Genomic DNA, 12,999 nt, shown 5'->3' with positions numbered 1-12,999 from the left:
GCCCAGAGAGTAAATTCCACCGGGCTGCAAGAATTTACCGCGGCTTCTCTCCGAAACCTACCCCTGAGCGGCCTGTTTATGCAGGACGGTGCCTTCTGTTACAGGGCGCAAAGCCGGATGAATCAATCATCAATAAAGGTGGTACCGCGGAAGTCACAAACTTTCGTCCTTTTTACAACAAAGGACGGGAGTTTTTTTTGTACCGGGATAACCGTCCGCTGGTATCTCATTAATCATGTTTAAGGAAGTGAAAGCATGCCTTCACGTATTGTAGTCAAGATTGGAAGCAGTTCCCTTACCACGGAGGAAGGTGGACTTGATCGCAGTTCCATTTCATTTTTTGCCAGTGAGATCGCTTCGCTCGCCGAACAGGGGCATGAAGTCCTCTTGGTCACTTCCGGAGCCGTTGCTGCCGGATTCCGCGAGATCGGTTATCCCCATCGTCCCAAAATGCTGCATGAGAAGCAGGCTGCGGCCGCAGTTGGACAGGCATTATTAATGCAGGCATATCAACAGGCTTTTGCAGCGCACCGCGTTACTACAGCGCAAATTCTGCTGACAAGAACCGATTTTCACAGCCGAAAACGGATGGGTAATGCAGGCATGACGGTGGAAGAGCTGCTCAGACAGCGGGTCATCCCCATTTTTAACGAGAATGATACCGTTTCTGTAGACGAGTTGAAATTCGGGGATAACGATCTGCTATCGGCACTCGTTGCCAATTTGGTAAAAGCGCAGCATCTCGTTATTCTCACCGATACCAATGGACTCTACACAGCAGATCCTCGCAAGGATCCCTCCGCTGTGCGTTATGATCGGATACCTGAAATTACTGAAGAAATCTATGCTTATGCCGGAGGTTCAGGTTCGTCGGTCGGAACAGGCGGCATGCGCTCCAAGGTCGATGCAGCTAAAGTCGCAACACGCGGAGGGGTTCCCGTTTTTGTCGGTAGTGTCAAGGAATCCGGGGACTTGCAAAATGCTGTTGAGGGCTGTGGTAAGGGGACCTATTTCGAGACTCGTCTTGCTGCACTCTCCCGCAAAAAGCAATGGCTCGGCTTCATGTCGACCCCCCTCGGTACCGTTGTAGTGGATGCCGGCGCCGAAGAAGCTCTTGTCCACGGCGGTCATAGTCTGCTGCCCGTAGGAGTCAAACGCGTGCTTGGCACGTTCCACGCAGGCGACGTCGTAGAAGTCATTGGCATGGATGAGACGCTTCTGGGTCGAGGCATCGTCAATTATGATGATGATCAACTTCGTCTCATCGCAGGTATGCCAAGCGGCGAAGTGATGAAAACACTAAATGCCATCCACCGACTTGAGGTCATTCATCGAGACGAGTGGATTACGTTAAAATAACAAGTACTTGTATAAGGTAATGACTTGAACTTGTATATATGAAGGAGGAATTCCAGATGAGTGAAGTTAGACAAAAAGCCAGCAAGGCTCAAAGCAGCGTTCCACAGTTAAACCGATTGAATACAGAACAGAAGAACAAGGCCTTGCTCACCATGGCGAACGCATTAATTGCCGAATCGGAATCCATTATTTCAGCCAATGCTGAGGATCTCGAACGCGGAAGAGAACAAGGCACGCCAGAATCCATGCTGGACCGCCTCTCCTTAAATAAAGAGCGCATTGCAGGAATCGCTGAAGGCTTACGTCAAATTGCCGAGCTGCCAGATCCTGTTGGTGAAGTGCTGGAGTCGTTCACACGTCCAGATGGGCTGCATATTGAAAAATTGAGAGTGCCGATCGGTCTGATTGGCATCATCTATGAGGCTCGTCCCAATGTTACGGTGGATGCTGCCGGCTTATGCCTCAAGACCGGAAACGCCGTTCTGCTTCGCGGTGGTTCTTCTGCTCTCTCATCGAACCGCAAAATTGTGGAGGTGCTGCATCAAGCACTGGCCAAAACAGACCTGCCACCGGATGCGCTGCAGCTCGTGGAAGATGCAAACCGCTCTTCAGTCGATGAAATGCTTAAGCTGAATGGCCTGCTGGATGTAATTATTCCTCGCGGGGGTGCCTCCCTGATTCGCAACGTGGTTGCCAACGCGACGGTACCTGTCATTGAAACAGGTGCAGGAATCTGCCATACGTATGTGGATGAATCGGCTGATCAGGTGATGGCAGCAGAAATTGCGATTAATGCAAAAGCACAGCGCCCGTCCGTATGCAATTCCATGGAAACCCTGCTGCTTCATGCGGCTTACGCAGAACAGCATTTGCCTGCCCTGGCCGAACAATTCCGTGAGGCTAACGTCTCATTGAAGGGTTGTGACACCACTCGCCGTCTCGTACCTGATGCCATTCCCGTGACGGAGGAGGACTACGCGACAGAGTATAACGATTATATTTTGAATATACGGGTTGTACAGAATTTGGAAGAAGCGATGAATCATATAGCAACCTATGGCACAAAACATTCCGAATGTATCGTCACCCGCGATACAGCTCATGCGGAGCGCTTCTTGCATGATGTGGATGCTGCCGCGGTGTACCACAATGCTTCCACACGTTTCACGGACGGATTCGAATTCGGCTATGGAGCCGAAATTGGTATAAGCACACAGAAGCTGCATGCGCGTGGCCCAATGGGTCTTCCTGCTCTCACTTCAACGAAATATCGCATTACTGGCAACGGACAAATTCGGCAGTAAAATCGCAGTTACAGACATATAGGGAGGAACGATAACCATGAGTCAAGAACAACAGACGTTATTACAGCAAAAGATTACTTTCCACGGAGCAGGTGCCATGGCAGAAGCCATCGTGCGCGGACTGATCTCCCGCCTCGTTGTACGTCCCCAGGATATTACGATGCTGAACCGGAGCAACCAGAAACGTCAGGAAGAGCTGAGTACCCGGTATGCCGTTCATACAGGAACAGCCTCCCAATCGCTTGAACTGCTCTCCGCTTCTCCCGTTATCGTACTGGCCATGAAACCAAAAGATGCTGCTGGAGCTCTTCGCGAGTTGGGTCCCCTCCTGTCACCGGACCAACTCATTGTTTCTGTTATTGCGGGATTATCCATTCGTACGATGCAGACACTGCTCGGCCGCAAACAGCCGATTGCACGTTCCATGCCGAATACATCCAGCACCATTGGACTCGGTGCAACCGGTCTTGCTTTCTCCGCAGAAATTACGGATGAACAGCGCAGCACGGTTATGACGATGTTTGAAGCGGTTGGCATCGTGACCATTGTACCTGAGGAGAAACTGGAGGTGCTCACGGGTATTTCCGGAAGTGGCCCGGCTTATGTATACTATTTAATGGAAGCCATGATTGCCGCGGGAATCCGTGGTGGTCTGTCCAGTCAGCAATCCCGCGATCTGACCGTTCAAACCGTACTTGGTGCAGCGCGGATGGTTCAACAGACAGGAGCGGAACCCATGAAGCTTCGCAGTGATGTCACCTCACCTGGAGGCGCCACACAAGCCGCACTGAAAACACTGGATGAGGGCGATTTCTTTGAAAATGTAATTGCAGCCGTCAACCGCTGTGCAGAGCGCTCACGGGAGATGGGGGCTGCCTTGGAAGGAGATTTAAGATGAATAACATGTGCACTGCTACATATCGTCTGCACGATGATCGTGCGGATTTCCGCAAAAAGGCGGAATCCATTGCTGTTGGCATGACTGTCGGCAGCTGGACCGAATTGCCGCAAGCCAAGCGTGAAGCGATGCAGAAACATCTAGGCGAAGTCATCAGTGTAAACGTACATGAAACTGAGGGCATGGCTCCGGGCGAGCGGTATGCTGATATTACAATCGGTTATCCCGATGTAAACTTCAGTCGCGATATTCCGGCCCTGCTTGTCACGGTCTTTGGCAAAATTTCGATGGATGGACGGATCAAGTTGACAAGACTTGGTTTCTCGGACGGATTCCTGAGCGCGTTCCCTGGTCCCAAGTTTGGATTGAATGGTGTCCGCGATCTGCTTGGTGTCCATGATCGTCCACTTTTAATGAGCATCTTCAAATCGGTTATTGGCCTGGATGCAGATGAACTGCGCGAACAGTTTATCCGCCAGGCTCTAGGCGGAGTCGATCTGATCAAGGATGACGAAATTCTGTTTGAGAACAAGCTGACACCTATTGAAAAAAGAGTCGAGGTCTGCATGAAGGCTGCCGAACAGGCTCGCCGAGAGACTGGTAAGAAACTTCTCTACGCCGCCAACCTGACCGGCCCGACTTCGCGGTTGAAGAAGCAGGCTGAACGAGCGATCGATGCTGGAGCAAATGCACTACTGTTTAACGTGCTGTCCTACGGCTATGACGTTCTGCATGAGCTTAGCAGCGATCCGGATATCAACGTGCCCATCATGGCCCACCCTGCGCTTGCAGGCGCATTCTATCCTTCGCCGCATTACGGTATTTCGGCTTCAGTGCTGCTCGGTCAGCTGATGCGTCTTGCCGGAGCAGATCTCGTCCTCTTCCCATCACCTTATGGATCGGTGACCATGCCGAAAGAGGAGAATATGGCCATTACGGAACAGCTGCTCTCAAAAGAGCTCCCGGTCAGAACCAGTATGCCGGTTCCTTCGGCAGGAATTCATCCAGGGCTTGTGCCGCTTATTTTGCGTGACTTTGGCACCGACGTCATCGTTAACGCAGGCGGAGGCATTCACGGACATCCAATGGGCACTGAAGCGGGTGGACGCGCATTTTTGCAAGCCATCGAGGCAGCACAACGCTCGATTCCACTTTCAGAATATGCAGCTGAACATCCCGAGCTGAAAAGCGCATTGGATCTATGGGGTGGAGAACGATGAGAAGTGATAAGAAAACGGTCATTTTCTGCGATTTTGATGGTACGATCACCCTTTCGGACAACATCGTAGCCATCATGAAGCATTTTAAGCCTGAAGGCATTGAACCGATCATGAAAGATACTGTCGAGCAGAAAATATCATTGCGAGAAGGTGTCGGTGCCATGTTTGCTCTACTGCCTGCATCGCAAAAAGATGAAATTGTGGAATTCGTTCTTGGACAAGCCGGCATCCGCGAGGGATTCAGTGAGTTTCTGGAATACGTACGAAGCGAAGGCATTGATTTCAATGTAACCAGCGGCGGCATGGACTTTTTTATCGAGCCTCTGCTTGCACCATTCAACATTCCACAAGACCACGTCTATTGTAACGGAGCAGACTTTACGGGTGATTTTATCCGCATTGAGTGGCCCAATCCGTGCCAGCCCCCTTGTGAGAACGGCTGCGGCATGTGCAAAACAACGGTGATCCGTACGTTCCCGGAAGAACACTATAATCGGATTCTGATTGGAGATAGTTTAACCGATTTTGAAGGTGCCAAAATTGCCGATCTTGTCTACTCCCGCTCCATTTTGACGGACAAATGCATTGAACTTGGCGTAGATCATGTGCCTTTTGCTACCTTTTACGATATCATGGAAGACATGAAACAGAAGCAAACACAAGGAGTGCTGTAAAGATGGGTTTTGAAAAAATTACATTGGAACACAAACGCCAGGTACTGGAAGAACTTGCTGATATTAAAGCACTGTTTGCCAGTCGCAACTGGTTCCCGGGTACAAGCGGCAATCTGTCGATGCGTGTGGGAGAGTTTGATCCGGAGCAATTTTATTTTGCGGTTACGGCTTCGGGTAAAGACAAATCTCTTCGTACACCGGAAGATTTTCTGTTTGTGGACAAGCATGGCAAAGCCATTGAAACGACAACCCTGAAACCTAGTGCAGAAACGTTGATTCACTGTGAAATCTATCGTTTGACTGGCTGTGGTGCCGTGTTCCATGTGCACACCGTGTTTAACAACCTGATTAGCGAGTTTTTTGGCGCAGAAGGATCTGTGCCGATCCAAGGAATCGAATTGATCAAGGCTTTTAACATTTGGGAAGAAAATGCCGAGATTCGTGTGCCGGTCCTGCCTAACTTTGCCGATATTCCATCCATTGCCGAGTTGGTTCCAGGTGTACTTGATCCGAAGGTGCCAGGGATTTTACTTCGCAACCACGGCATTTATGCGTGGGGTAAAGATGCGTTTGAAGCAAAAAGACATCTGGAAGCATTCGAGTTTTTGTTCGAAGTGATGTATCGTCAGCTGCTGCTGAAAGGTGCTTCGAAATAGAAATCATTCCTCTCTGATATTCAGACAAACAAAAAACACGCCACGGGCTGCTTATTCAGCCTTTGGCGTGTTTTTGTCTAGCGCTTTACTACAAACTTACAATCGATCATCCCGATCCCTGAACAAGAAGAGATTGGCTGATTCCTCGTCTTTTCCGTTTACTCCACTATGCTGTCCAATTGAACGCTGCTTGCCGAAGAGCAGTTTCAAGCCACCAAAAATGAGCAACAGCGAAACAATAACGGTATTCACATAGGAACGAATCTCGTAAGTCATGAAGAGATTGGGGAACAGCTCATTCAGCTGCGGGATGACAAGCCGGATGGCCAGGTAATACACACCAAGCGCTGCGATCCCGAATCCAATCAGACGCTGATGTTTAGCCCAATCTTTGAAAATGGGTTGATCGGTGAGCGGTTCCCGGCCATAACGGCTTGAACACTGAAGTCCATCAAAAAAGCTGTAGAACCAGATCAACGGAATCATGAACAAGAATACGGATAAATGAAGCAGGTCCAGAACGTAGATGCTGCCGAGAAACAGGAACATCAGTTGCATGCCTCTTTTTTGCAGTCCCAGATACAGATGACCCGCACCAGGAAAGGCTGATAACAAAGTTGCCAGCACTTTGCTTCGTCGTCCGGAGGCTCTTCCCATTTCCAGTTCTTCGAACAACGTTCGGTCCTGCAACACTTCTCCTGCCTGCTTGCGATGGACATGCTGAACCGCATCAAACATACAATACACCCAAATCACAGGCAGAATGAGCAGGAACATCAGAAATACCGATTCATTCGTAATCGAAGCTACAAATACCATCATCGCAAATGAGCCAAAGAATGCAATCAGAAACGAAAGGCCGCGATGTAACAGTCCGAGGTGAAGATGACCCAATCCTGGAATAAAGGAAAGTAAAATGGTGAAAAATCGTTCTCCCTCGCTCCCTTTTCGATACATAGGTTGACCATAGCCATTCTCGGGTACACCATACACTCCACCATGATGCTGATGCGGCCCCTCCTGGTCCATCTGTCCGAGATGCTCTTCCTGATCAGCATAGGCTTCCTGGTACGCGGGACCTTGATGGAGACCACCGTAATGTGCCCCATAACCCTGGTAACGCGCATCATGCAGTGAAGGGGCACGAAGCAGAACGATTATCATATCCAGCATGCTGATACACCAGAAGAATACGGCTCCCAGGAACCCGACAATTATCAGATCCTTTTCATCAGTCAACAATGCCAACATGACGAAGCCAATGCCTGTGCCAAAAAAGAGTAATGGATAGACCACAGCTCTGGTAGGCCGCCTCCAATAGAGAAAACCAAGGCCCGGTATCAGGTTCAATAAAAATGCAAGTAATTTGTTACGATCTGATTGCACAGTCGTCATCCTTTCTTTTCAGGCAATGCGAATTATTTATGGTTTAGGCTTGAAGTTATCCAGCCATGAAGTGGCTGCCTCCGTCCATTTTTGTGTGAAAGATCCCCTCTGCTCGCCTTCGTGGAACTTGTGATAAGGTGCGACCTTGTCAAACACCCCAGAAGAGAGGAAGATTAACGTCAGGCAGGCCGCTACCGCGTAATGAAATACTTTATGCTCCAGCCAGCGTCTGCTCCGTCCTGAACGTGATTTGCGCTTGCTCTTTGAATGTTCCAGATCTGTGATGCGTTCCATAATGGAATCCGCAAAGTGAGCCGGATTATCCAGTTTCGGCAATGTTTGATGAATACCCATAGCTTCCAGATAGTGATCCATCGCTTCTGGATCTTCGATTAATACCTTTTCCATGCGAATCGCTTGTTCCCCGGTAATTCGGCCTTCGATATAGTCCGTCCAGTCCTGAACGCCGTACATCTCGATTTTACTCACGCCACTCATCCTCCTTCCAATGACTTCTGATCCACTGCCGGGCACGGTACAAACGGGATTCCACGGTTTTGACAGCCACCTGGGCATCATGGGCGATCTGCTCATAATTTTTTTCGCTTAAATAATACGCAGTAATAATGTCCCGATGCTGGGCAGGCAGTTGATTGATTCGTTCACGCAGTGTTTCCTTGCGTTCTTCCCGAACGAGACGGGCCAGAATATCTTCTTCGCTTCCAGGCAGGTTGATTATTCGTTCTTCTCCACCCAGATCTTCGCTGTTTCTTCGGCCCAGCCTTCGTTTCGCATCGATGGCTTTGTGAAAGGCAATTCGGGTAAGCCATGTTTTGAATCCTTCGGAACGGTAATCGGGGAGAGATTTATACATCTGAATGAACGCCTCCTGAGCTGCATCCTGCGCTTCCTGATCGTTCCTGAGTACGGAATACGCCACATGGTATACATGCTGGCTGTACTTATCGATCAATAAACGAAACTTGGATTTATCCCCTTGACGGATTTGTTCGATTAAGCGCGCTTCGTCAATGACTCTCCCCTCCTCTCCACTACAATAGACGACAGCTTTCTGGGCTGCCCCTGCGTATTTATTTAATTTTTTTTAAATTCATGTGATTACATTGCCTGAAAAGATAAAATCATTCCATGGGTAGCTTGATCAATTCAATCTAGAATTCAAAAAACAGGCGCAGAATGTCTTCTGGCCTGTTCATTGATTGTTCCTTTACACGTGATTAACGTCCCCCGCTTCGGAAACGCTGCGTGTATGCCTTCGCATCCTGAACATTCTTCACCCGGTTGCGGCTCCATTCCAGCAAAATGCGGTCAATGTAACGGAAATGCACTTTGCCGGCAAATACAGCTTCCTTCAGAGCCATCAAAATCAGCTCTTCCTGATATCGGTCCTGATCCAGCCAGCTGGAGATCGTTTCGCATTCCATAGGTGATAACGGACGACCAAATTCTTTTTCAAAGATGGAGAACATGTTTCGTTCTTCCTCTTCTATTTGAACACTGTTCGAATTTGGACGTGCGTTCATGCTCATCTGCTGTGCTCGCGCTGCTGCTGCATCTTCAGCGACACACGTTGCGAGCTTGGCATACAGTCCATGCAAATCGTAACGCTCGTACTGAATATCCCGTTCCTCGTCCCGATGCTCATCAATGGAAATATATCCATCCCGCATCAGTCGCTGCAGCATTCTGGCGATGCCTTCAGGGGCAAGTCCCATACGTGCCGCGAGCTCTTCCAGGGTAGGAAACTCATTGAATTCTGCCTGACGGTAACCCAGCAATTGAATCAGCAAAAGCACTTCGGAATCTGTTAATCCAAGTTGATGATAATAACGCAACAAAGCATACGGGAGCTGTGCTGTTCCAGATGTCAATCCGTAAGCTACGCCACTCAGCCACGCTTTGGAGCCGGTTTCTTCCATAGATTCGCGATTAATCATTAAGGGTACAGACGGTAGAGCATACGTGGGAATGCAATTGTCTCACGTACATGATCCAATCCACAGATCCATGCTACCGTCCGCTCCAATCCGAGGCCGAAGCCGGAATGAGGAACCGATCCGTATTTACGCAGATCCAAGTACCATTGATATGCCTCGTCGGACAACTTGTGCTCTTCAAAGCGCTGTTGCATCAACTCGGGATCATCGATACGTTGCGATCCACCAATGATTTCTCCATAGCCTTCTGGTGCGATCATATCAGCACAAAGAACAACTTCGGGACGATTCGGATCAGGTTTCATGTAAAAGGCCTTGATGCCAGCCGGGTAATGCGTAATAAATACCGGTGTATTATACTTCTCGGCAATTGCAGTCTCATGAGGGGCACCGAAATCTTCTCCCCAAGGAATATCGAAGCCTTGTCCGTTCAGGAACTCAATCGCCTCATCATACGTAATACGCGGGAATGGAGCTGTGATACCTTCGAGTTTGGATACGTCACGCCCGATGGATTCCAGTTCAGCACGACAGTTTTTCACGACAGACTGAACCACGTGTGCGATGAACTTCTCTTGTACCCGCAAACTTTCTTCGTGATCCACAAATGCCATTTCCGGCTCAATCATCCAGAACTCAATCAGATGGCGGCGGGTTTTGGATTTCTCGGCACGGAACGTTGGTCCGAAGGAATATACTTTACCCAGCGCCATTGCCGCAGCTTCCATGTACAACTGCCCACTTTGAGTAAGATAAGCATCTTCATCAAAATATTTGATGTGGAACAGGTTCGTTGTACCTTCGGCAGACGAAGGTGTCAGAATCGGAGGATCAACCTGTGTGAATCCGTTACCATCAAAAAACTGCTGAACTGCGCGGATGATCTCTGCACGGATCACCATAACAGCACGTTGTTTGGTGGAACGAAGCCAAAGATGACGATGATCCATCAAGAAATCAACACCATGCTCTTTCGGTGTAATCGGATAGTTTTCTGTCAAATGAATGATCTCGACGCCCGTAACCGTCATTTCATATCCGGATGCGCTGCGTGGTTCTTCACGAATAATTCCCGTTACATACAAGGAACTTTCTTGCGTCAGGCTTTTGGCATCATTCCATACTTCTTCGCTAACTTCACTCTTTACGACTACCCCTTGAATATATCCGGTTCCATCGCGCAGCTGCAAAAATTGAATTTTACCGCTGGAACGTTTGTTATTAATCCAGGCACCGATCTTAACGGTTTCGCCCACATGCTCATTCACATTACGAATTACACAATCCGTACTCATGCCCATATCTCCCCTTGGTTCCTAAATTTGAAAATGCAGCGGGCAGGCCTCAGCCTGTCCCCTGCACTTCCTTGACATGCTATATTCACTTTACAATTAGATTACTTAGAATTCAATACGATTCGGTGTGTATCACGAGCAATTACCAATTCTTCATTGGTAGGTACGACGAGTACCTCCACTTTGGAATTCGCTGTTGTAATCCGGCGTGGTTCGCCGGAACGGATGGCATTGAGGGCTTCATCCACTTCAACACCCAGGTAAGTAAGTTGTTCACATACTTTTTGACGAAGAACTACGGAGTTCTCGCCGACCCCTGCAGTAAATACGATTACGTCCACACCGTTCATTGCAGCTGCATATGAACCGATATATTTACGCAAACGATATTCGTACATTTCGAAAGCAAGGGTGGAGTTCGCATCACCGTTCTCCATACCTTCTGTAATCTCACGCATGTCACTGCTGATTCCGGAGATCGCCAGCAGTCCGCTGTGTTTGTTCAACATGGAGTTCACTTCGCTCACGCTGAGTTCTTCCTTGTTCATCACGTAAGGTACGATGGCCGGATCTAGGTCACCACTGCGTGTTCCCATCATCAAACCTTCAAGCGGAGTCATACCCATGGATGTATCCACAGACACGCCACCTTGAACCGCCGTTACACTACCGCCATTACCGACGTGACAAGTGATGATTTTCAGATCTTCTACCGGACGACCCAAATACTCGGCTGCAGTCTTGCTTACGTAATCATGGGAAGTACCATGGGCACCGTAACGACGCACTTTGTATTTTTTGTACAGCACACGAGGGATCGCGTAGAGATAGGCTTTCTCAGGCATCGTTTGATGGAATGCCGTATCAAATACCATCACCTGAGGTACACCTGGCATATTGGATTCAGCCGCACGAATACCCATCATGGCCGCAGGGTTGTGAAGTGGTGCCAAATCGAACAGACGACGAATCTCAGCCTTGGATGCATCATCAACCAGAGCGGACTCCTTGAATGCTTCCCCACCATGAACGACACGGTGTCCAACAGCCTGAATCTCATCTACCGAACCCAGAACGCCGTTTTCTTTATCTGTCAAAATGTCAATGACTTTACGAATTGCTGTTGTGTGCTCCAGAATTTCACTAACTTCAGTAACATCCTCACGGCCAGTCGGTTTGTGCGTCAGAATGGAGGAATCCATTCCGATCCGTTCTACCAAGCCTTTAGCCAATACGGACTCATCCGTCATGTCATACAATTGATATTTAAGCGAGGAACTCCCCGCATTGATTACGAGTACTTTCACAGCCGGTCACCATCCTTGTCGTACTTGAAAAATCCTTCGCCCGTTTTAACACCAAGATGTCCTGCACGTACCATTTTCTTCAGTACGATGGAAGGACGGTATTTCAATTCACCGAATTCACGGAACATTCTTTCCAGTGCAGCTTCCACAGAATCCAATCCGAAACGGTCAGCCATCTCAAGCGGACCATGTTGGAAATTGTATCCGATCCGCATTGCATCATCAATATCTTCAGCAGAAGCCACGCCTTCCTGAAGGACATGAAGTGCTTCATTGATCAAAAGACAGATCAGTCTGGACGTAACAAATCCTGGGGATTCATAGATCATTACACCTTTTTTGTCCACGACTTCTTCCACAAATCTTCTCGTTTCATCGAAAGTGGCATCCGAAGTTTTCAACCCACGAATAATCTCTACAAGGTCAACCCGGGAAACCGGGTGAATAAAGTGCATACCAATAACACGCTCTGGGTATTTGGTCGAGCTTGCAAGCTCGGTCAAACTCAGCGTGGATGTGTTACTTGCAAGAATAACGTTGCTTGGGCAAACTTGATCCAGTTGACCGAATACCTCTTTTTTGGCTTCCAGGTCTTCTGAAATCGTCTCAATAACCATATCGCAAGATCCCAGTTCAGCCAAATGAGCTACTTTGGTAATACGGGAAAGAATCAATTTTTTTTCGGCTTTCGTAATAGCCCATTTCTCCAATTGCTTATCTAGGTTTGTTTCGATCATGTCATATGCATGGTCAAGCTTCTCCGTCGTATGCTCCACCAGAAGCACATCAAGTCCTTTGGCTGCAAGCATTTGGGAAATGCCTTGTCCCATGGTGCCGCCGCCGACAACTCCTATTTTTTTAAAAAACATGGTTCTGCTCCATCCTTTCGGTTCTCTATTTCTCTATTGTACCCTGTTCGCCGAAAATTACAAATTTCGACCC

13 protein-coding genes are annotated in these 12,999 nt (G+C 48.6%); 6 read left to right on the top strand and 7 right to left on the bottom strand.

From position 1 onward, the window contains the following. Positions 1 to 255: 255 nt before the first annotated feature. Genes proB through AAIH57_RS19470 form a run of 6 tightly spaced genes read left to right on the top strand, consistent with a single transcriptional unit; the run spans position 256 to position 6,111 of the window. Positions 256 to 1,359 (top strand): glutamate 5-kinase, encoded by a 1,104-nt coding sequence (gene proB / locus AAIH57_RS19495; protein WP_175397900.1) that lies wholly within the window; start codon positions 256 to 258, stop codon positions 1,357 to 1,359. 56 nt (positions 1,360 to 1,415) lie between these two features. Beyond that, on the top strand, positions 1,416 to 2,663 hold the full coding sequence (locus AAIH57_RS19490) for a glutamate-5-semialdehyde dehydrogenase (protein WP_430022679.1): 1,248 nt from the start codon (positions 1,416 to 1,418) through the stop codon (positions 2,661 to 2,663). A gap of 37 nt (positions 2,664 to 2,700) precedes the next feature. Further along, positions 2,701 to 3,561 carry a pyrroline-5-carboxylate reductase gene (gene proC, locus AAIH57_RS19485; RefSeq protein WP_175397898.1) on the top strand — a complete coding sequence of 287 codons (861 nt, stop codon included), beginning with the start codon at positions 2,701 to 2,703 and terminating at the stop codon, positions 3,559 to 3,561. After that, entirely contained in the window at positions 3,558 to 4,781 is a 1,224-nt protein-coding gene (locus AAIH57_RS19480) for a 2,3-diketo-5-methylthiopentyl-1-phosphate enolase (RefSeq protein WP_430022678.1), read from the top strand. The genes proC and AAIH57_RS19480 overlap by 4 nt, the downstream gene beginning before the upstream one ends. Beyond that, positions 4,778 to 5,455 (top strand): 2-hydroxy-3-keto-5-methylthiopentenyl-1-phosphate phosphatase, encoded by a 678-nt coding sequence (locus tag AAIH57_RS19475; RefSeq protein WP_430022677.1) that lies wholly within the window; start codon positions 4,778 to 4,780, stop codon positions 5,453 to 5,455. Before AAIH57_RS19480 ends, AAIH57_RS19475 begins: the two co-directional genes overlap by 4 nt. A 2-nt stretch (positions 5,456 to 5,457) precedes the next feature. Beyond that, positions 5,458 to 6,111, top strand: coding sequence for a methylthioribulose 1-phosphate dehydratase (locus AAIH57_RS19470; protein WP_175397895.1), 654 nt, complete (start codon positions 5,458 to 5,460; stop codon positions 6,109 to 6,111). Positions 6,112 to 6,207: 96 nt separating this feature from the next. Here the strand turns inward: AAIH57_RS19470 and AAIH57_RS19465 are convergent, their stop codons facing one another. The 7 genes from AAIH57_RS19465 to AAIH57_RS19435 form a co-directional block, all read right to left on the bottom strand. Beyond that, positions 6,208 to 7,497, bottom strand: coding sequence for a multi-tm2 domain protein (locus tag AAIH57_RS19465; RefSeq protein ID WP_430022676.1), 1,290 nt, complete (start codon positions 7,495 to 7,497; stop codon positions 6,208 to 6,210). A gap of 36 nt (positions 7,498 to 7,533) precedes the next feature. After that, complete coding sequence (locus tag AAIH57_RS19460; protein ID WP_175397893.1) at positions 7,534 to 7,986, bottom strand: hypothetical protein; 453 nt, start codon at positions 7,984 to 7,986, stop codon at positions 7,534 to 7,536. Further along, positions 7,979 to 8,470 carry an RNA polymerase sigma factor gene (locus AAIH57_RS19455; RefSeq protein ID WP_430022675.1) on the bottom strand — a complete coding sequence of 164 codons (492 nt, stop codon included), beginning with the start codon at positions 8,468 to 8,470 and terminating at the stop codon, positions 7,979 to 7,981. Before AAIH57_RS19455 ends, AAIH57_RS19460 begins: the two co-directional genes overlap by 8 nt. Positions 8,471 to 8,735: 265 nt before the next feature. Then, positions 8,736 to 9,437: a DnaD domain protein gene (locus tag AAIH57_RS19450; RefSeq protein WP_430022674.1), complete on the bottom strand. Its 702-nt coding sequence runs from the start codon at positions 9,435 to 9,437 to the stop codon at positions 8,736 to 8,738. Positions 9,438 to 9,454: 17 nt separating this feature from the next. Next, complete coding sequence (asnS, locus tag AAIH57_RS19445; protein WP_127540342.1) at positions 9,455 to 10,750, bottom strand: asparagine--tRNA ligase; 1,296 nt, start codon at positions 10,748 to 10,750, stop codon at positions 9,455 to 9,457. A gap of 101 nt (positions 10,751 to 10,851) precedes the next feature. Continuing rightward, positions 10,852 to 12,057 carry an acetate/propionate family kinase gene (locus AAIH57_RS19440; protein WP_175397890.1) on the bottom strand — a complete coding sequence of 402 codons (1,206 nt, stop codon included), beginning with the start codon at positions 12,055 to 12,057 and terminating at the stop codon, positions 10,852 to 10,854. Further along, the gene (locus AAIH57_RS19435; protein ID WP_175397889.1) at positions 12,054 to 12,926 is read right to left on the bottom strand and encodes a 3-hydroxyacyl-CoA dehydrogenase family protein; all 873 of its coding nucleotides are present in this window, start codon (positions 12,924 to 12,926) and stop codon (positions 12,054 to 12,056) included. Before AAIH57_RS19435 ends, AAIH57_RS19440 begins: the two co-directional genes overlap by 4 nt. Positions 12,927 to 12,999 lie beyond the last annotated feature (73 nt).

Origin of the sequence: Paenibacillus sp. MABNR03 (assembly GCF_050455445.1) — a bacterium.
Taxonomy (GTDB): domain Bacteria; phylum Bacillota; class Bacilli; order Paenibacillales; family Paenibacillaceae; genus Paenibacillus; species Paenibacillus xylanilyticus.
The sequence above is the reverse complement of the archived record's forward strand: the minus strand, read 5'-3'. Positions and strand labels throughout refer to the sequence as shown.